Consider the following 18322-nt stretch of genomic DNA (forward strand, 5'->3'; position numbering starts at 1 on the left):
TCTTCCGCTGTGTGGTTTCGGTAAGATGCTGAAGAGTTGGATTTTCGGAAACGTGCGTTCTAACTGGCCCCCTCATGCCCCAGGATCACTCCCCAAACGAAGCGGATCATTTCGGCGAGATTTACCGCCGTGTCTCTCGACGCGTTTTTGCGACTCTCGTTCGATTAATTCGTGACTTCGACTTGGCCGAAGAAATGCTGCACGAGGCATTTACGATTGCATTGCAGCGGTGGCCGATTGATGGCGTTCCAGCGAACCCCTATTCGTGGTTGGTGAGCACGGCTCGCCATAAAGCAATAGATGCCATTCGTCGACGAAGTCGGTTCACTGAAGCACAACCGGAATTGCTGGCCCGACTTCAAGCAGTGACTGAGGAAAATCAGGCATTGGCTCAGTCTGATATCGAGGACGATCGTCTACGTTTGATTTTCACCTGCTGCCATCCCGCGATTGACCCGAAGGTCCAGGTGCCGCTCACGCTTCGCGAAGTCTGCGGCTTGACGACCGAAGAGATTGCGGCGGCGTTTCTTGTCTCCCCGCCTACAATGGCGCAGCGGATCGTGCGGGGCAAAGCAAAAATTCGTGACGCGGGCATTCCCTATGTAATTCCCTCACTCACCGATCTGCCGGAACGACTCGATTCTGTGTTGGCCGTGATCTATCTCGTTTTCAATGAGGGATACTCTTCCTCCGCAGGCGACACGGTGGCGCGGAGGGATCTCTCCGCAGAGGCGATTCGCCTGGCGCGGTTGCTACTTGAATTGCTCCCGGATGCGGAGGCCATGGGACTGCTGGCGTTGATGCTGTTGCACGAATCGCGATGCTCGGCGCGCACGACTCCTGACGGCGATATCGTGCTGCTTGAAGACCAGGACCGCAGCCGTTGGGATCGGGAACTGATCGACGAGGGAAAACAACTCGTTGAGCAGGCGATGGCCACTCGCCGGATCGGTTCCTATACGATTCAAGCGGCTATTTCAGCGGTACACTCAGACGCCGCGACTGCAACGGAAACGGATTGGTCGCAGATTGTCGCGCTGTACGACATATTAGTTCGCGCGGAACCCTCGCCTGTGGTTGAATTGAATCGCGCCGTCGCCGTGGCAATGCGAGACGGCCCTGAATCGGGACTGCAGTTGATAGATGCGATTCTTCAGCGCGGCGAACTGGCGGACTACTATCTTGCGCATTCGGCACGCGGCGAACTGCTGCGACGACTTAAAAGGCATGACGATGCACGCGCCGCGTTTGAGCAATCCATAGCATTGACGCGGCAAGAACCGGAACGACGCTTTCTAAGCTGCAAGATCAAGGAACTCGAGAGCACGTAGCAATCGTTACCGGCAGCAAGTTGCTCGGGGCAGACATCCACGGCTTGTTGATGAAGCAATTGGTCATGGCGGGGGGGTGCCTGCGACTCAAAATTCTTAACGAGTCGCGGAACGCTCTAGCGGCATCGTCAGACTGCGCTCTGTTTATGATGACCAACAACATCGGGTTCGCCGCCCGTGCTCTCCATCTCATGGAGCGACCACAGCTTTAGGGGATGAGCCCCCAGCCTGTCTTGCACTTTCGACCACTTGATCCCCAGATGCCGGTTTGCGTTCTTCTCAATGCGGGCCTACTGGCCACAGAGGCCGACAATGAAAACTTTTTGGATATTATTCATTTGCTGTCGATCTGATCAACTTCCATTCGACTAATTAGTAACAATCTGAAACCAGCACGGCTTTGGCCGCGGGAAAATGCATCAATACTAGGGGAAAACTGATGAAATTTGTTTGCTTGGGATTCTATGACCCGGACCAGTACGCAGAACTTTCCGAAGCGGAAGGCCGACAGATGATGGAGACGTGCTTAGACTACGACGACGAATTGCGGCGCGGTGGGCATTTTATCGGTGGCGAGGCGCTGCAGACCGCTGAAAACGCCGTGACACTGCGAATTAAAAACGGCGCAGTAGATGTGACAGATGGACCGTATGCCGAAACCAAGGAGCTGCTGGGGGGGATTCTGTTACTCGAAGCTCGCGATTTGACTCATGCCATTGCGTTGATGTCTCAGCATCCCGGCGTGAAAGTCGGGCCGTTCGAGATTCGTCCAGCTGATGCCGAGGTCAATGCCCTCATTGCGGCTCGCGGAGCGAATGTCGTCAGGGAACAAAACGGGGAGTGTGACGATCCTGCAATTGATCTGATGCTGGGCGTATTCCGCGACCATTTGACATGGCTCGAAGACGCGGTTGCAGACATTCCTGACGAGCGACTCGCGGAGCAACTCGGTGGAGTCGTCAATCATCCGGCATGGACGCTCAGCCATCTGAACGCCTCGCTCGGCTTTCTACTAAGCCTTCTGGATGAAACTGAGGGAGATTCCGCTGAAGAGGAAAACCAGAAATATGGTTATGGCTCGATTCCGGTCACCGATCGCTCTCACTACGCTTCCCAGTCCAAACTTCTGGCAACTTTGAGACAGCGGCATGAACTAGTCGATACCGCCGTGAGAGCGAAGCATACCGAATATTTCTCACGCGCCACACCAGAGAAATTGCGGGAGTTCGCGCCCACAATCGGACGCATTGCCATTTATCTGCTGGCGTCACATGAGTCCTATCATCTTGGCCAAATCATGCAGTGGCGGCGTGCAGCGGGTTTCAAAAATAATGACATTTTCTGAACCGAGTTGTCGATTTGCGAATTGCTGATTCGACTACTTGGTGTAGCGAAGCCGCCTGGACTTGGTGAATTCCGCTTCAAACACCGATTGAGAAGACTTTTAACCGTGAAAGCAGGAGTCAACAACATGAAGGTCATGGTCATCGTAAAAGCATCGGCAAGTTCGGAAGCGGGGGAAATGCCTAGTGCGGAATTGCTGCAGGCAATGGGGCAATTCAACGAGAAACTCGTCACAGCCGGGATCATGCAGGCAGGCGATGGTTTGAAGCCGAGTTCCGAGGGCAAACGCGTCACGTTTCGTGGTCAGAGCCGAACCGTGACCGATGGCCCATTTGCGGAAACCAAGGAGTTGATCGCCGGTTATTGGCTCTGGCAGGTTGACTCGATGGAGCAGGCCGTGGAATGGGTCAAGAAATGCCCGAACCCCATGCAGGAAGAATCGGACATCGAGATCCGTCCGCTCTTCGAGATGGAAGACTTCGACGAATCTGATCCCGAGGGAACGGCGGCAGCCCACGAAGAAGGTCTGCGGCAAACAATCGCGATGCAATCCAGCATCCTTCAGCCCTATCTGTTCTTTTCAGGTCGCTGCGAAGAAGCACTCGATTTTTATAAAGAATCGCTCGGTGCGACCGTCACCATGCTGATGCGTTTTCATGAAAGTCCTGATCCCGTCCCTGAAGACATGCTTCAGCCGGGTTTCGAGAATAAGGTTATGCACGCTTCGTTCAACATCGGAAAAATGATGCTGATGGCCTCCGACGGGTGCGGCGACGGGACGAACTTTGAGGGCTTTCGCCTCGCATTGTCCGTGTCGACGGAAGAGGAATGCAATCGCGCCTTCGCAGCTCTCGCCGCAGGGGGAACCGTGGACATGCCGCTCGACAAAACCTTCTGGTCTCCACGATACGGCATGGTGACGGATAAATTCGGCGTCGGCTGGATGGTGATGGTGCCGGGCGAACCGAATTGAATTGAGTTCACAGAAATAACCGAGTGCGGTTCTTGCCTACAACCACAATTGTCAAACCACAAAAAAAGACCTGAAACGAAACATACCACAGCATTTTTTCGTGCGTTTCGCTTTTTTCGTGGTCAATTCCAATCCTAGCGACAGGTGCAACAACAATGACGAAAACACAAACCATCACTCCCTGCCTGTGGTTTGACGGCAATGCCGAAGAAGCGGCGCAATTTTACGTGTCAATTTTTGATGATTCCAAAATCCACCACAAAATGGTGAACCATGATGCTTGGCCGGGCGGCAAGGCGGGCGATGTCGTTGTCATCGAATTTGAAATAGCCGGTCAGCGGTATCAGGCTCTCAACGGCGGCCCGAACGAACCATTCAATGACCGTGTGTCGCTCTCAGTTTGTTGTAAGGACCAAGCGGAAGTTGATCGCTACTGGGATGCACTCATCGCGGATGGTGGAAAACCGGTGATGTGCGGTTGGCTCAACGACAAATATGGGATGCGTTGGCAGATCGTGCCTGAAGAGTTCTTCGAACTGGTCAATGACACTGACGCTGAAAAGTCCCGTCGTGTGATGCAGGCAATGCAGCAGATGGTGAAACTTGATGTGGCGAAACTAAAGCAAGCCTACGAGGGATCATTATGAATGGGTCAAAGAAACTGCGAATAACGGGATGGGTGTTGAGTCTTCTCATTTCCCTGTTTTTGATATTCGCCAGTGCATCGGGCAAGTTTACGGAGTGGGAAGGCAAGTCAGAAATGTTTGCCAAGATGGGATGGAGCGAAGAGGTAATGGTGAAGATCGGCATTGTCGAAGTTGCCATCGCTGTGCTGTTTTTGATTCCACGGACCGCATTCGTCGCGGCGATTTTGCTTGCAGCCTACTTGGGCGGCGCGACGGCAACGCACGTCCGCGCGGGTGAAGCGTTCTTGATCCCAATCATCATCGGTGTGGTGGCTTGGATCGCTCTAGGATTGCGTCAACCTGACGTATTCCGCCTCGCCTTCAGTAGCAGCACAAGTAGCGAAATCGATGAAGGTCGTTAATGACTGTAAGGGAAGAAACGTATGAGCAATCGCAAACGCTCACCCAACAAAAGCGACTGTCCAATTACCAGTAATCCCAAAGTAAGAAACAGTAGCGATGCTCAGACTGACACGATTAGGCCAAACTTCCCCAAAGGAATCGCACGTCCAGCGCTTCGAGCCTTGTTTTCTGCCGGGTTTACTTCGCTTGATCAATTGACAAGCATTTCGCTTGAGGAATTGTCTGCATTACATGGCATGGGGCCCAAAGCGGTCAAGTCATTACGAAGCGGGCTTATGGCCCTTGGACTCGACTTTCGTACATCGACGACGCCGGATACTAACCACAAAGAAAGTAAATAACATGAAATACATGCTGCTGATTTACGGAGCTGAAGATTGCTGGACCGAAGAGGAACGCAAGGAATGCATGATTGAGTCGATGGGCATTAGCAATGAGCTTGAGACGCAAGGCAAATTGATCTCATCAAATCCGCTGCATCCTGTCACCACGGCGACCAGCGTTCAGGTTCGCGAAGGGAAACGACAGGTCACAGACGGCCCGTTTGCGGAAACCACCGAGCAACTCGGTGGCTACTATCTGATCGATGTCGAGAATCTGGACGAAGCCATCGCCATCGCAGCACGTCTTCCGCCCGCAAAGAAAGGGACCGTGGAAATTCGCCCTCTATTTCCGTTGCCTGTTCTTTCGGAAGGATGAGCATGGCCCCTCGTGGAAAAAAGCAGCGTGTCGGAATGAGTCAAGGATAACCGAAGCGACCACTGCGCTCTCCTCTCGACGACTTCGGTCCGGTTCCGATGGGTCACTGATTTTTAAGGACGCGCACAAGCTCCTTGAGATCACTTACCACGTAATCTGGTTTGGGCACATTTGGATAAAGTGTCTTTCCCGGGCGTTTTACAAAAGCCGTCTGTAGTCCCACGTTTTCGGCACCGGCCAAATCCCAGGCGTGGGCGGCGACCATCAGGACTTCTTCGGGTTGGACGTCGAGGTCGTTGAGAACCATGCGGTAAGTGTCGGGGTGTGGCTTGAACTTCTTGAGACTGTCGATGCTATAGCGTTTCTCGAACAAATCGATAAGCCCCGCGTTCTTAAACTGAGTTTCCACTCCCACGGCTGAGGAATTGGTCAAACTAACCAGTCGATACCCGTTCTGTTTGAGTGCTTTGAGCCCTTCGACGACATCGGGATGCGGAGGCAGTGATCGCAGTGGCGTCACGATCGCTGCTTTTGCCTCTTCGTATTCAAGATCAATCCCTTGCGTCTTGGCGACCATCATCAATGCCGCTGTGCCGATTTCTCCAAAGCTGTGGTAGTTATCACTCAGCGTTTCCACCAATGAATAGTGGAGCATCGTCGAGAACCACAGCGGCAATAGGTCTTCCCGCCCGTTCAACGCTTTGCCGACAGACTTCTTCAACGGAGCAAGATCTAGTAAGGTCTCATTCACGTCGCAGACTATGATTTTGGGGCGCGGCATAGGCTTCTCCGATGGGGGGTTGGGGCTGGTCTCTTGCGCAGTGATGTTGTTCCCACTGAGTCCAAGAGCGAAAACGGTCAATGAGAATGCTATGAGTATTCGCGTCATGTCGTGATTTCTGGTTCGGGTAATTGAAGTCGTTTGGGCGACGGGGTTTCTTCATCGAGCAATTCAAACAGTTGCAAGTTCGACTCCGCTGGATCACGCAAGCTCTTATTGCACGTCCGCTTCAACCACGTTCTCGGCAAAACTTTGATAAGCTGTGCCCACTTGTTCGGCCATTGGGTCGGGCCAGACATGAAAGTGGCCTTCGGCAATCGCATCGAAGGTTGCCGTGGCAACTAAGGACGGCGAAGCAGCCATGTCGCCAAAGCCCGCTTCTTGTCCCATGTCGGTTTGAATCGGCCCGGGATGCACGCTGACCACAAGCGTACCTTGCTCCCGCAGCGAGTCTCGCAAGCCCTGCGTGATCGAGTAACTGGCCGCCTTCGATGCACAATACGTGGCCATATTCGAGAATGTTTTGACCGATGCCACACTGTTGAGCTGTACGAATGCCCCGCCGCCATTTGATATCAAGACCGGAGCAAATGCTTGCGCAACGCGCATCAAGCCGTAGACATTCGTATTCATTTCAAACTGAAGGGCCTCGATCGCCCCCGCGTCAATGGCCGATTTCTGCTTGAGTACACCCGCGTTGTTGACAACAACGTCCACATCGGCTGCAGTCTGAGCGGCAGCGGTGATTGAATCCGCATCCTCTAGATCAACACGAACGGGTACGACTTTGTCACCATGTTCCGCGACGAGCGATTCGGCTGATTCAATTTGACGCACAGCGGCATAGACCTTTTTAGCTCCCCGGCTCAGGGCTTCTTCCAGAATCGATTTTCCGATTCCACGATTGGCGCCGGTGACCAGAACGGTTTTGTTTTTCACGTCGAATGCCATTTGTCTAGACCTTTAAGGATGTGATAGTAAGACGAAGTTGTACTCTGCTGGAGAAGCTGACGGGCAAAAATCGTTTTACGCAGGATGCGGCTCCGCACTCCACTCATTCTTGGCGAACATTTTATCGAGCGGCGTCTCAGCAACATGATTGGTGTAGTTTGATAACACTTTGTAGGCCGTCCCCACAATCACGTCAAAGACGGTTTGCTTGGTGTATCCGGCCGCCAGTAATGCTTCGATGTCGCCATCATCCAATAAGCCGCGCTTGACGTTAACCTTCTCCGCGAAGACGCGCAGTGCTTCCAGTTTCGGATCAGCGATCGGAGTGCCGTCACGCAGGGCGGTGATGACATCTTCGGCCACCTTTGCACCTTGCATGATCGATGTGTGAGCTGCCATGCAATATGTGCACCCGTTCAGACGGTTGTTGGTCATGGCAATGATCTGTTGCTCAGTCGCGTTCAGGTTGGTTTGCTTGTCAAAGATGTTGGAGACGGTCTTGTAAGCTTCCAGAAGTGCTGGCGATTCCGCCATGACGGCGTGCAGGTTGGGCACCGTGCCATAGGCCTTCTTGCTGCTTTCCAACATCGACTTGCTTTTTTCCGGGGCATCTTCAATCGTGTGAACTACGAAATCTGTCATCGTGAGACTTTCTGTTAACTGTGACCAATCGGTCTGTAGGTGTTGAAAAACGCAGGGCAACATTTTTCTTGTTCTGGATGATGCATTCAGCCGTAACGCCGAATAGTAAAACTCCTGTTTTGTGTTCGCATGGACCGATGCGACTTTCAGGAAATCAAACGCGCCGCCTGTGCCGCCATCTGCTGAAGCGCTGTTTTCCCGAACGTGCCACGTCCCAATACGATGATGCCGACCAGCAGAGCGTATAATGCTCTTCCGGTTTCTCGCGGCTCGATTGTGCTGGGGATGACACCTAACTTCTGCCCCCGTCGGATTTGTTTTTCAAAAAAGGCGGACATCTCGCGCGATGCATCGCGGACGATCTTGCGGACCTCGTCATCGTGTTGCTCACATTCAAGTGCAGTGTTGATGAGCAAGCACCCCTTTTTGTGGGGGTCTTTCAGCGCACGTTGGACAGCAAAGTCAAAGAACCGCGAAATTGATTCACGCGGGTCGTCAATCTTCTCCAACTGCCGCAATCGCTCTTTTCTGCGACCGCTGTCGTATTTTAGCAGCGATTGTAAAAAGAGGTCATCTTTGCCATCAAACGCATTGTAGAGACTGCCGCGTTTGATGCCTGTCGCATCGGTGATGTCGGAAATCGATGTGGCTGCGTAGCCTTTCTCCCAAAAGACCTCCATCGCCTGCTCGATGACATCCGATTCGTCAAATGATTTTTCCCACGGCATTGGTTTCTCTCAATGTGAAGACCTCGGTTCTGCTTGCCTGCAAATCTAGGCAGTCTTGACTGATCGGTCAAGACCCCAGAAGAATGTAAGTCTGGCCAACCGGATAGAGTAAGATCAAAGTCATCCCTCGAAGAGAAGCAGTTGACTCCGCCCGTCATTCAGGCCGTAAGCCCTGGCGAGCCAAATACGCAAGTCTTTCCGCTCTTTAGCCATTCATTCCAAATTGTCTTACGGACGCTTGCGAAGAAGTTCGATTTCCTCAATTTTTTTACTCGACACCCCGGCATACTTGTGGACAGTTCCGTTGAGATTCCCTCGCCCCGCGTGATGCCGTCTAGACTTCCGACTTGTCCTTAGAACACTCACTGCAATAATACGCTACGCAATTCAGACATGGCAGTGAGATTTTCCATGACAAAATATGCAGTGACGGCAGCCAGCGGTCAGCTTGGTTCTGAAATCGTCAAAGCCACCATCGAGGCTGTCGGCAAGGACCGGGTGATCGGATTGGCCCGAACACCCAGCAAAGCGGAAACGCTTGACGTCGAAGTCCGGCCGGGCGATTACGACTTGCCGAATGATCTGGAAAAATCGCTACAAGGAATCGACACCGTCCTACTCGTTTCTGGAATGGCGGCGCCGGACAAACGCATTGGCCAGCACCGCAATGTGATCGAAGCAGCTAAAAAGGCCGGTGTGGGCAAGATTGTCTACACCAGCGTTCAAGGTGCTGAGGAGAATACGGCGTTCTCTCCGATTGTTCAGAGCAACCGGCAAACAGAAGCAGATATCCGCAATAGCGGCCTGCAGTGGGTCATCGGTCGCAACGGTATCTACATCGAGCCTGATGTCGAGTACATCGAGACGTACAAACAACGTGGCGAGATCGCGAACTGTGCGGGGGAGGGAAAGTGCGGCTACACGACACGCTCTGAACTGGCTGATGCCTACGCGCGCATGCTGACAGAGCCAAAACACAACGGCCACACGTACAATTTGCATGGCGAACCGCTCACCCAGCAGCAATTGGCCGACTATTTGAACGACGCCTTCGGCACGGATTTGAAATATCGGGCGATGTCTGTCGCTGATTATCGCGCAGAACGAATCGCAGAACTTGGCGAGTTCATGGGCAGTGTGATTGCCGGCATCTACGAAGGCATCCGCAACGGTGCAGCGAACAATGAAAGCCAGTTTGCGATGGCGGCCGGTCGCAATCACCAGAGTTGGCCAGAGTATTTTGACGAACTAAAAGTTAAGACAACGAACTCCTGAACAAACACGCTGGCAGTGCAACACCAACGTGTCCCGAAAACCAAAAGGACGAAAACCATGCAGGCAATGCTTATCCGCGACTACGGTGAAAATGCAGTTTTTGAGGCTGCCGAGGTTGAAATGCCTGAGATCAAAGCTGGTCACGTATTGGTGAAGATCGCAGCTTCGAGCGTGAACACAGTAGACACGATGATCCGCAAAATGGGCCAGGAGTTACCATTAGCCCCCCAGACACCGGCCATATTGGGAATGGACTTTGCCGGCACAGTGGAGGCAGTTGGCGATGGCGTGCAGGATTATTCAATCGGCGACGAAGTCTATGGCTGTGCAGGGGGATTGGCCGATTTGCCGGGCACGCTGGCAGAATACATCGTTGCCGACAGCAACTTGATGGCCCATAAACCCAAGCAACTCTCCATGCGAGAATCCGCTGCCTTGCCGTTGGTTGCGATCACAGCCTATGAAGGCTTGATGCGTGCGGGAATCACAAAAGATCAGAAAGTGTTGGTGCATGGTGGCTCAGGTGGGGTTGGCCATGTCGCCATTCAATTGGCAAAGCACTTCGGTGCCCTGGTCTTTTCGACAGGTGGGGGAGAGAAGCAACTGGCATTGATCGAACAACTGGGGGCAACCAGCATCAACTATAAAACAGAATCGGTTGAGCAGTACGTCGACAAGCACACAGCGGGAGCCGGCTTTGATATCGTGTTTGATTCAGTGGGTGGCGCCAATTTAAAGAACTCATTCACGGCGGCAGCACTCAACGGTCAAATTGCCACTACGGTTTCGATGTGTGAACTCGATTTAACCCCGGCTCATTTCAAGGGTTTGTCGCTGCATGTTGTGTTCATGCTGATCCCCATGCTGCACAATTTCAGACGAGAACAACACGCAGAAATTCTGCGCAATCTGGCTCAAATTTCAGAGTCGGGCGGTTTGAAACCTGTGCTGGATGAGCAGCGGTTCTCGCTCGCAGAAGCGGGGCCAGCACACGCGCGGTTGGAGAGCGGTCAAGGGATGGGTAAAGTGGTTGTTGAGAACTAAGTTTTGTGAACAGACGAGTATACGAAACCATCGCAGTTTTCCATACAGACTGACAACGATGCCGTTGCCCTTGTGGGCGGTCACACCAATCCGATTCTCGGAGCAGGGGAGGTCCAGCAAGTTCTCAGCGACTATCGCGATGCCGTTCAGTTCATTCACGACAAGACCGTTGAGGGAATGAATCAAGGAATGACGCCCGACGAATTGGTCGAGTATGTGCAGCTTCCCGAAAACCTCGCTGATAAAGACTACTTGCAACCCTTCTACGGACATCCAGAATGGGGCGTCCGCAGTGTATTTAACGGCTATTTGGGCTGGTTCGATGGCAACCCATCCCATCTGTTTCGACTTTCACCAAAGTCAGAAGCAGAGCGTGTCGCGAAACTCGGCCGGAGGCACGGACAAACTACTGGCCGCAGCCGGTAAGGCCCTTTCCTCATACGACAACCAGTGGGCTGCACAACTTGCTGATTATTTATTGGCAATTGACAATGATGAATCAGCGGCAAGGCGAATCAAAGCAGACGCGTTGACAAAGCTTGCCGGGAAGATGGTCAATGCGACAGCCCGCAACTAGTATCTCACCGTGGCTCGCGAACTCCAAAACGAGGCGAAGACAAAATGATCGTCAGGCAATGAGTCGGATTGATATGATATCGTATATGTTTTCAATTCAATCATTTCCTAAACCTCTCGATTCAGGAATGTTGGACGGCCTCAACTTCAGTATCTAGCTAGTCAAAATGATCACGGCGGACAACATCGACCAATTCGACGCTGACCGTGACGCGATGAGAGGGAAGTACATCCTGCCGCAGAAATTTAATAATGCCTTCGAAGATTGCATCAGGCACGATCACTTCGATGCGTACTTTTGAGGTCGTAACGGCTCCTCTTGTCGCAAAGTCGTGGCGACCAGCACCTGAGCATGGTTGCGACGTATAGCCTGATGCTCCCAGTTCAACAATTTTTGTTCCAGCCACTGTTCAATATCCGCTGCGGCAACGATTGTCAGTCGTCGCATGGTTGCCAAGCCTCTCTTGCGAGCGGCGTGGGTATTCTTGGCAAGTGGTTGCAGAGCGACGAGTCCCCGGACTTCAAAGGTTAATCCCTCTTGCTCGAAGTCGCGCTGCATTTCGTCAAGTTTCTCCATCACACTGTGATCCACAAGCTTTGTGCAAGAGACATCGACAATGAGATTCCGTTTCTGCACGAGTCCGATTTGTTCAATCTGATGCGGGAACGGAATCCAGTTACTGAAGACGGCCGACTCACGTGCGAGGATCAGAGACTTATTATCGTCGATTTCCTGTACTTCAATGTACGGTTTGAACAACGACTTAATCGGCACACCGTTGGCGACGTGAATCACCATTTTAAGAATGATGCCTGCGGCGACACCGATGAGTAGGTCAGTTGCCAAGACAACGACGAGGGTCGTCAGAAAAATGGCTAGTTGTTCTTTTCCGATTCGGTAAACGTGGATAAACTCAGTCAGATGAGCCAGTCGGTAGCCCGTGTAGACCAACATTCCGGCCAAAGCGGCAAGTGGAATTTCATGCAGAAATGTGGAAAACAAGGCGTGGAAGACGAGGTATAAAGCATTCGTGGCATGGTTGTACTCAGGGCGCTTGTTAAATGTCCTGAGCGCGAGCTTCGACATGCCGCTACGCATCTCCTGGAGAAAAAGACAGCGGAGCCGAATCGAATCGGCGACAACGTTCGTTTGCGTTGCGTCGACGAGCCTCCTCGATCGACTCGCGCACAGCTTCAAAGTCGTCACGGTGCGTCCCTGCATTGTGATAAAGATTGTAAGGCAACCATGCCGAGACACAATGTTTCGGTAGAGCGGAGGGATTGGCGAATGATGCAAGCCTTGTGCCAATTGCTGCACAACACGGTTTCACAGATGGAGTTGTTGGTCAATGACCATCAATTCCACTGGTTTTACCATGTTTCAATGGAAAGTGTTCGCTTCAAGAATCCCAGCGGCCTGACTTGCCTGGAACCAACAGTGCAAAGTTTTGCAGGTTGCGTGCAGCGAATTGCACAAGCTGCACGCTTAGAAACGAAGCTGCTCAGAAGCTTAACGAGAGCATTCCCAATTTCCGGAATGAGGAGCTCAACGGAAATCCGAAAGATATTGCGACATCGGCAAACACGCAGAAATCGCTCGCTCTGTTCATCTTCGTTTTTGATACAGGCGAGACAGACACCGATGGATGGAATCGTTAACTCGCTCCGACGTCGGATTCCAGACCGCTGCCGTTGCGAAGTTTCGATTTCTGGAAGTTGGCAACAGCACTTAGATTCCATTTTCACATGGTGACTACAGCTGCCATCATCCCCATCACTTGCAAGCACCGACTACGGGTCCGCCGATTGGCTTTTATGAACTTTTTGCTGGAGCCGATCTCGGCGTTTCTGGTCCCACGGTGTGAGTTGGCTGTTGATTTCTTGCAACAATTTGAGATGTTGCTGGCTCTTTTTCTGATCGCCGAGGCGCTCGTACAATTTCACGGTGATGTCGCGCAGCTCTAGCTGTGTCGGGTCGAGTTGCAATCCTTGCTCAGCTGCCGCCGCAGCGGCTCGCAGGTCGCCGGATGCTGCCAGCATCCGTATATATGGGGCAAACATCGTTCCATCCCATTTGTTGACCTTTAAGTAGCGTCCGTAACTCGCTAGGCCGAGATCGATGGCGCGGGTCCGAAATCCCACCAAGCCCAGATTCTTGAGGCTCATTTCGTCCTGTGGATTGATACGCAGCGCAGCTTCGAAGTAGCTTTTGGCCTGAGCATGATTGCGTGTGAGTTCGTACAAGTACCCCAGCAAATGCAATACATGCACGTCGTTGCGATCGTGGGCCAAAACGGACTCCAACGCGGTAATGGCTTGTCCCATGAGCGGTTGGTTCATTTCTTCGATCGCTTGATCGCTTAAGGCAATGGCTCGGGCGCGCTGGACTTCCCACTCTGGCAAGCGCTGTTCGCTGTCACCAAAGATCGACCAGACCTCCCCGCGCGTGGACGGTTGCTGTTCCGCCTGGAGGCTGCTGGGGTTGCGTAAAATGCGATGATCCGATTGCGATGTATGGGGGACATTCGACCCAACCGACTGCATGTGGCAATGGATGCACGAATTGAGTGCGGGAGGCATTTCGCGTTCTTCGATCGGTACCGAGCAACCGTGTTCGGAATGACACGTGTTGCAACGCTCCCGGTAGAAGGCAGCCCGCTGGTCCGGTTTGGGAGATCGATGCGGGTCGTGACAAGTGGTGCAACTCATAGCGCCTTCGGAACCAACAAAGCACGCGCTGGAGTGCATCTGCTCGACGTGACTCGAAAACTGAGCGGTTCCATCTTTGTCAAACGGCGCCGGTGGAACAAAGGTCGTCCAAACATCATCAGTCGACATTCCAGGTCGAAAATCGTGAAAGGACTTGCCTTTACGCAAGATCCGACGCTTGCCTTTCATGTGGCATTGGTAGCAGACACTATCCTTGAGTCCCCGTTCGAGGTGGGCCGGATTGACAATCAGCAATTTATCAGCGGTCTCACTGTCGGCGTCCCAGTCCTCAGCTTCATACTTTTCGACGTGCCGTTTTCCCGGTCCGTGACAGCGTTCGCAACCAATCCCGAGTTCTTGAAACGGTGGATCTCCGAAGCGGTTCGAGGTGCCGTCACCGAGGGGATTGACATGCCCCGAGTGACATTGAACACAGCCGTCGATAACACGCCGATTGAAGCGTTGACGCGGGTTATTGTGATACCCCGGTGAAAGATCCCATTTCTGCTTATCGTTGTACCAAGTGACGGGCGACTCAAATAAAAGTCCACCGCGATCAATCAGGTACGACCGGGCGTTCTCACCCGACCCTATGGCGTAATGAACGTCAACGGGTTGCTCGTAGACAATATTGTTATCTGCATCAGTCATATACTCGGTGTGCACCACACGGTCGCCGTCACGTTCGACGCGGTAACGACGTCCGTGGGTTGCGAATTCGACAGTGTTATCCTCCAAGACTTCAATCGATGTCGCATCCTCGACTTTTGCCAGAGTGTTTGCCATCGGGTGTTCCGCAAATGCTTCGGCAATTTCAAAGTGGCAATCGGCGCAAACTTGGCTGCCGACGAAATCACTCGACTGCCAATCATGCACCGGCGCTGAGGATGCGAGATTCGGCGATTCGCCAGTCTGTGCATCACCGGTCAGTACAGCGGGATTTGGTGGATCGTCAACCTGCTCGGCAGGTAGAGGGAACGGATCTGCCGGGACCGCCAAGAAGTAGACCGCAGTGCCGGCTGCCAACAGGGCAATCACCAGAATCGCAACAAACCGGAGTACCAAATGTAGCTTGTTGCGTTGATTTAAGGAATTTCGTTGAGAGCGATCAGATTTGCGTGGAGCAGTCATCAAAGGCGCCCGGTCAGTTGTGCAGCGAAGCAGATGCGCAGCGTCGCAGATTAACAATTCATGAAGTGGTAGAAACGAATTGCAGCCGTGCTGCAATGGACGCCGCTTTCCCGAGACCAACATGTTTTTTATCAAATACGGCTGATGTAAATCGTATCCCAATCGGCAGTGGGGCACAACACATTGCCTTTGCGCATTGTGTTTATGGCGTAACGTCTGGTCGTTTTCGTCAAAGCTGCCGCACTTATCAAATATAACCGTAGACGAGGCCACTGAGATAATCCTCGCAAGCCACAGCGAGGATGACAGGGTCTGATCGCTGCAAACGTGAATTTAAAATCTCCGCTTGTTTTCAAGGAATTCTGATGGTACCGTTTTCAGTAGGTCTCCTTGCCGTGTTGTCCAGCGGTAGTCACTTCGATTTTGTGACCATACGGTAAGACAAGCTTGCTCTGTTTCGCGTTAATTCATCTAGCGTTACCTTAATTTCCACGGACCTTATTTGCTGCCATTGTGTCGAGCGCTCGTTTCTGCATTTTCCTCTGTCGATGCAACACGTTCAACGGCGGTCTCTCCCATAAGTTGCGTGCGCTGAGTGCAAGAAGGCCGTCGTGCTATTCGTATTCGATGATTCATGCTCCCGTTGAGTAACTCGGGCAATCTCTGGGTTTCGGCCATGCGATTGCAAACCACTGAGAACGGCCGGTTCAGCTAAAAAAGCCATTCACACAAGTCATAGCAGGAGAATCCTAGGATGAGCGAACGTGTTGGCCGCATGTGCTTTCGGGCGACGCTGAATTTGATGATTGTCCTGTCCGCCCTATGCTGGACTCTTTCGGCAAACGCTGCTGACGAAGACCGCTCGGCCCGACAAGACAAAGCGGATCCATCCCAGGGGGTCTGGAAACCAGGCAATGCCGACAACGCCCTGCCGGGATTCATCCCCTATCCGGCTGAACTGCCAGGTGTCGGTCGTTGGCAAGTGATGCGCCAGGTTCCGCTGTGCGATATCTTTTGCCTTGCCTATAGTCCCGACGACAAGCAATATGTCCACACCGACGGGCAATATGTGCGAATCTGTGATACGGCGACGCAAGAACTCCAGACCATGTTGGTTGGCCACACTGCGTCAGTCAGAGCAGTCGCCTGGAGTCCCCAGGGCAATCAAGTGGCCTCAGCCGGTGCCGACAAGACGATCCGTCTGTGGAATACAGATGGAACGCTGGCACGCGTGCTCGAGGGGCACGAAGGACAAATTAACTCGATCTGCTTTAGTCCCGACGGCGATCAAATTGCCTCGGCATCACACGATGGCACCGTGCGTCTCTGGAATATCGACGGCACACCGGGACCGATTTTTGAGGACCATCAAGGCCCCGTGCGGATGGTGGATTGGAACCCCAATGGGGAATTGCTGGTCTCAGGCGGCGACGACAAGATGGCCCGCATCTGGTCGAGCGACGGGACGAGCGGCCCTGTCTGCGCAGGTCATTTTGGTCCCGTCATGACAGTGGCCTGGAGTCCGGACGGAACTCAATTCGCATCGGGATCGATCGGTTCCATTCCGCTTGAGGCCGATGTCGACCGGGTCGCAACGGCCCGTTTTTGGAGTGCCGATGGAACACCCGGAGCGATCTGTCGTGGGTACAACCGACCGATCACAGACATCGCCTGGAGTTCAAATAACAACATGGTGGTCGTCACGGCGGAAGATCGCACGATGCGATTTTGGAATACAAATGGAAACGAACTCATTTCGATGCAAAACATCTTCGGTGTCTCTATCGATTGGAGCAGCAACGGACGTTTGATCGCTGTCACCGGCCGCAATCGAGTACAGATCATCCCGATCGAACAAATCAGGGCCAGTCGCCCGGAGGTCAAGCCGCTACACTATTTCGAAGCGGTCGCCTGGAGTCCCGATGGCGAGTTGATTGCCGCAATTGGGCTCGACAACAAAATTCGCATTTGGCATGCCGACGGCCGCTTTGCGCGCGTCATTGAAGAAAAAGAACTCAAGATCAACAAGATCGTGTGGAGTCCCGATGGGAAGATGTTGGTTGCGGCGGGAGACGATTGCTTAGGCAAGCTCTGGTCGCGCGACGGCACTCCGGGACCGGATGTCGCCGATCATAATAGCTATTGCAACGGAATCCGCTGGAGTCCCGACGGCAAGTGGATTGCCACCGTAGACTCATACGAGCGCGCGATTCTCCTCTGGAGCCCTGACGGAGAAGCGGGCCCGGTGCTCGAAGGTTTAGCCTCGGGAACCAATTCGATCACGTGGAGTCCCGACAGCACTCAGTTGGCCTCGGGCGGAAGCGACGGTAGCTTGACGATTTGGGACACGGTCAACGGCGCATTCGTAGATATGTATGAAGGAAAAAACGAAGAGGTCGACTCGGTCGCCTGGAGCCCCAACGGTAACACTTTGGCGGCGGCCGGGAACAACGGCATCTGGACGCTGTGGAGTCCAACCGGCGAACAAATCTCCCAGCAGCACGGCCATGTCGATTCCATAATGGGTATGGAATTCAGTCCTGATGGAAAATATCTTGCATCTGCCGGCTGGGACCATACGGTACGGCTTTGGTTACCCGACGGCAAACTGCACCATCAGTTTCAAGGACATACGGCGCCAGCGTATGAGGTTTCTTGGAGTCCCGATTCCCAGAAGCTGGTTTCCTGCGGACGGGACGGAACGATTCGGGTCTGGGACATCAAGTCTGGAAAAGCGGATTGGACGGTTCTGTTTCTCGCCAAGGATACCATGATCACACTAAATTCCGCCGGGCAGGTAATCGCCGGCGATGAAGACGCGGTGGAGGAGGGCCTGCGGTATCTTGTGGAAAAACCGGACGGCTCCACAGAATTCATCCGCTACAGCAAATTCCTGCAGCGTGTCCGGGATGGCAAAAAGCAATAAGTCGAATCGATCACTCACCCCGGCTGGTGTGTGTTGTTTAACCCAAATTCAGTATGTGAAATGAGTTTTCCGGGTCAGCGACAAGATGTGTCAAAACAGCTTGCATCCGAGACGGAAGGGTTCTTCGGAATTTCAACGGGTTACAAAAACGGATATGAGTGGA

At 53.0% G+C, this 18322-nt stretch carries 19 protein-coding genes and 1 pseudogene; 12 read left to right on the top strand and 8 right to left on the bottom strand.

Annotated elements, in window-relative coordinates; translation table 11 throughout:
• The first annotated feature begins 74 nt into the window (after positions 1 to 74).
• On the top strand, positions 75 to 1331 hold the full coding sequence (locus CA54_RS19770) for an RNA polymerase sigma factor (RefSeq protein ID WP_146372723.1): 1257 nt from the start codon (positions 75 to 77) through the stop codon (positions 1329 to 1331).
• Positions 1332 to 1471: 140 nt separating this feature from the next.
• On the opposite strand, the pseudogene CA54_RS30230 reads toward CA54_RS19770, so the two are convergent.
• A pseudogene (locus CA54_RS30230) lies at positions 1472 to 1621 on the bottom strand (DUF4256 domain-containing protein); the annotation flags it as partial.
• A gap of 149 nt (positions 1622 to 1770) precedes the next feature.
• Here CA54_RS30230 and CA54_RS29510 point away from each other — a divergent pair.
• The 6 genes from CA54_RS29510 (at position 1771) to CA54_RS19805 (ending at position 5396) form a co-directional block, all read left to right on the top strand.
• Entirely contained in the window at positions 1771 to 2676 is a 906-nt protein-coding gene (locus tag CA54_RS29510) for a YciI family protein (RefSeq protein ID WP_197532637.1), read from the top strand.
• A gap of 126 nt (positions 2677 to 2802) precedes the next feature.
• Positions 2803 to 3648: a YciI family protein gene (locus CA54_RS19785; protein WP_146372724.1), complete on the top strand. Its 846-nt coding sequence runs from the start codon at positions 2803 to 2805 to the stop codon at positions 3646 to 3648.
• A gap of 155 nt (positions 3649 to 3803) precedes the next feature.
• Complete coding sequence (locus CA54_RS19790; RefSeq protein WP_146372725.1) at positions 3804 to 4295, top strand: VOC family protein; 492 nt, start codon at positions 3804 to 3806, stop codon at positions 4293 to 4295.
• On the top strand, positions 4292 to 4696 hold the full coding sequence (locus tag CA54_RS19795) for a DoxX family protein (RefSeq protein WP_146372726.1): 405 nt from the start codon (positions 4292 to 4294) through the stop codon (positions 4694 to 4696). Before CA54_RS19790 ends, CA54_RS19795 begins: the two co-directional genes overlap by 4 nt.
• 21 nt (positions 4697 to 4717) lie before the next feature.
• A complete protein-coding gene (locus CA54_RS19800; RefSeq protein ID WP_146372727.1) occupies positions 4718 to 5038 on the top strand; it encodes a hypothetical protein in 321 nt (106 codons plus the stop codon).
• A 1-nt stretch (position 5039) separates the two neighbouring features.
• Positions 5040 to 5396: a YciI family protein gene (locus tag CA54_RS19805; protein WP_146372728.1), complete on the top strand. Its 357-nt coding sequence runs from the start codon at positions 5040 to 5042 to the stop codon at positions 5394 to 5396.
• A gap of 103 nt (positions 5397 to 5499) precedes the next feature.
• Here CA54_RS19805 and CA54_RS19810 read toward each other — a convergent pair whose 3' ends face one another.
• From CA54_RS19810 to CA54_RS19825, 4 genes are all read right to left on the bottom strand, one after another.
• Positions 5500 to 6177, bottom strand: a complete 678-nt coding sequence (locus tag CA54_RS19810) for a haloacid dehalogenase type II (RefSeq protein ID WP_197532638.1) — start codon at positions 6175 to 6177, stop codon at positions 5500 to 5502.
• A gap of 213 nt (positions 6178 to 6390) precedes the next feature.
• Positions 6391 to 7128, bottom strand: a complete 738-nt coding sequence (locus tag CA54_RS19815) for an SDR family oxidoreductase (protein WP_146372730.1) — start codon at positions 7126 to 7128, stop codon at positions 6391 to 6393.
• Between the two features lie 75 nt (positions 7129 to 7203).
• A complete protein-coding gene (locus tag CA54_RS19820) occupies positions 7204 to 7770 on the bottom strand; it encodes a carboxymuconolactone decarboxylase family protein (RefSeq protein WP_146372731.1) in 567 nt (188 codons plus the stop codon).
• 146 nt (positions 7771 to 7916) lie between these two features.
• A complete protein-coding gene (locus CA54_RS19825) occupies positions 7917 to 8498 on the bottom strand; it encodes a TetR/AcrR family transcriptional regulator (protein ID WP_146372732.1) in 582 nt (193 codons plus the stop codon).
• Between the two features lie 411 nt (positions 8499 to 8909).
• Here CA54_RS19825 and CA54_RS19830 point away from each other — a divergent pair, with 411 nt between their 5' ends.
• The 4 genes from CA54_RS19830 to CA54_RS19840 all read left to right on the top strand — a co-directional run bounded on the left by CA54_RS19830 (position 8910) and on the right by CA54_RS19840 (position 11394).
• Positions 8910 to 9773: an SDR family oxidoreductase gene (locus CA54_RS19830; protein WP_146372733.1), complete on the top strand. Its 864-nt coding sequence runs from the start codon at positions 8910 to 8912 to the stop codon at positions 9771 to 9773.
• A 57-nt stretch (positions 9774 to 9830) separates the two neighbouring features.
• Positions 9831 to 10817: a zinc-dependent alcohol dehydrogenase family protein gene (locus tag CA54_RS19835; RefSeq protein WP_146372734.1), complete on the top strand. Its 987-nt coding sequence runs from the start codon at positions 9831 to 9833 to the stop codon at positions 10815 to 10817.
• A gap of 72 nt (positions 10818 to 10889) precedes the next feature.
• Positions 10890 to 11243, top strand: coding sequence for an alkyl sulfatase dimerization domain-containing protein (locus CA54_RS30030; protein WP_261343743.1), 354 nt, complete (start codon positions 10890 to 10892; stop codon positions 11241 to 11243).
• A complete protein-coding gene (locus CA54_RS19840; protein ID WP_261343744.1) occupies positions 11140 to 11394 on the top strand; it encodes an alkyl sulfatase dimerization domain-containing protein in 255 nt (84 codons plus the stop codon). The genes CA54_RS30030 and CA54_RS19840 overlap by 104 nt, the downstream gene beginning before the upstream one ends.
• Positions 11395 to 11551: 157 nt before the next feature.
• Here the strand turns inward: CA54_RS19840 and CA54_RS30235 are convergent, their stop codons facing one another.
• The 3 genes from CA54_RS30235 to CA54_RS19850 form a co-directional block, all read right to left on the bottom strand.
• Positions 11552 to 11785, bottom strand: a complete 234-nt coding sequence (locus CA54_RS30235; protein WP_390817259.1) for a P-II family nitrogen regulator — start codon at positions 11783 to 11785, stop codon at positions 11552 to 11554.
• Complete coding sequence (locus CA54_RS19845; protein ID WP_146372735.1) at positions 11674 to 12480, bottom strand: SulP family inorganic anion transporter; 807 nt, start codon at positions 12478 to 12480, stop codon at positions 11674 to 11676. Before CA54_RS19845 ends, CA54_RS30235 begins: the two co-directional genes overlap by 112 nt.
• Before the next feature lie 704 nt (positions 12481 to 13184).
• The gene (locus tag CA54_RS19850; RefSeq protein ID WP_197532639.1) at positions 13185 to 15233 is read right to left on the bottom strand and encodes a cytochrome c3 family protein; all 2049 of its coding nucleotides are present in this window, start codon (positions 15231 to 15233) and stop codon (positions 13185 to 13187) included.
• 754 nt (positions 15234 to 15987) lie between these two features.
• Here CA54_RS19850 and CA54_RS19855 point away from each other — a divergent pair.
• Positions 15988 to 18159 (top strand): WD40 repeat domain-containing protein, encoded by a 2172-nt coding sequence (locus CA54_RS19855; RefSeq protein WP_146372737.1) that lies wholly within the window; start codon positions 15988 to 15990, stop codon positions 18157 to 18159.
• The last annotated feature ends 163 nt before the right edge of the window (positions 18160 to 18322 follow it).

Origin of the sequence: Symmachiella macrocystis, from assembly GCF_007860075.1 — a bacterium.
In the GTDB taxonomy this organism is placed as follows: Bacteria; Planctomycetota; Planctomycetia; order Planctomycetales; family Planctomycetaceae; genus Symmachiella; species Symmachiella macrocystis.

What these genes read in the sequence shown, in the direction of transcription:
- CA54_RS19815 (WP_146372730.1), bottom strand. Translation starts at nt 7,128, where the DNA reads ATGGCATTCGACGTGAAAAACAAAACCGTTCTGGTCACCGGCGCCAAT.
- CA54_RS19830 (WP_146372733.1), top strand. Translation starts at nt 8,910, where the DNA reads ATGACAAAATATGCAGTGACGGCAGCCAGCGGTCAGCTTGGTTCTGAA.
- CA54_RS19855 (WP_146372737.1), top strand. Translation starts at nt 15,988, where the DNA reads ATGAGCGAACGTGTTGGCCGCATGTGCTTTCGGGCGACGCTGAATTTG.
- CA54_RS19825 (WP_146372732.1), bottom strand. Translation starts at nt 8,498, where the DNA reads ATGCCGTGGGAAAAATCATTTGACGAATCGGATGTCATCGAGCAGGCG.
- CA54_RS19835 (WP_146372734.1), top strand. Translation starts at nt 9,831, where the DNA reads ATGCAGGCAATGCTTATCCGCGACTACGGTGAAAATGCAGTTTTTGAG.
- CA54_RS19790 (WP_146372725.1), top strand. Translation starts at nt 3,804, where the DNA reads ATGACGAAAACACAAACCATCACTCCCTGCCTGTGGTTTGACGGCAAT.
- CA54_RS19800 (WP_146372727.1), top strand. Translation starts at nt 4,718, where the DNA reads ATGAGCAATCGCAAACGCTCACCCAACAAAAGCGACTGTCCAATTACC.
- CA54_RS19810 (WP_197532638.1), bottom strand. Translation starts at nt 6,177, where the DNA reads ATGCCGCGCCCCAAAATCATAGTCTGCGACGTGAATGAGACCTTACTA.
- CA54_RS29510 (WP_197532637.1), top strand. Translation starts at nt 1,771, where the DNA reads ATGAAATTTGTTTGCTTGGGATTCTATGACCCGGACCAGTACGCAGAA.
- CA54_RS19840 (WP_261343744.1), top strand. Translation starts at nt 11,140, where the DNA reads ATGGCAACCCATCCCATCTGTTTCGACTTTCACCAAAGTCAGAAGCAG.
- CA54_RS19805 (WP_146372728.1), top strand. Translation starts at nt 5,040, where the DNA reads ATGAAATACATGCTGCTGATTTACGGAGCTGAAGATTGCTGGACCGAA.
- CA54_RS19785 (WP_146372724.1), top strand. Translation starts at nt 2,803, where the DNA reads ATGAAGGTCATGGTCATCGTAAAAGCATCGGCAAGTTCGGAAGCGGGG.
- CA54_RS19820 (WP_146372731.1), bottom strand. Translation starts at nt 7,770, where the DNA reads ATGACAGATTTCGTAGTTCACACGATTGAAGATGCCCCGGAAAAAAGC.
- CA54_RS19770 (WP_146372723.1), top strand. Translation starts at nt 75, where the DNA reads ATGCCCCAGGATCACTCCCCAAACGAAGCGGATCATTTCGGCGAGATT.
- CA54_RS19795 (WP_146372726.1), top strand. Translation starts at nt 4,292, where the DNA reads ATGAATGGGTCAAAGAAACTGCGAATAACGGGATGGGTGTTGAGTCTT.
- CA54_RS19845 (WP_146372735.1), bottom strand. Translation starts at nt 12,480, where the DNA reads ATGTCGAAGCTCGCGCTCAGGACATTTAACAAGCGCCCTGAGTACAAC.
- CA54_RS19850 (WP_197532639.1), bottom strand. Translation starts at nt 15,233, where the DNA reads ATGACTGCTCCACGCAAATCTGATCGCTCTCAACGAAATTCCTTAAAT.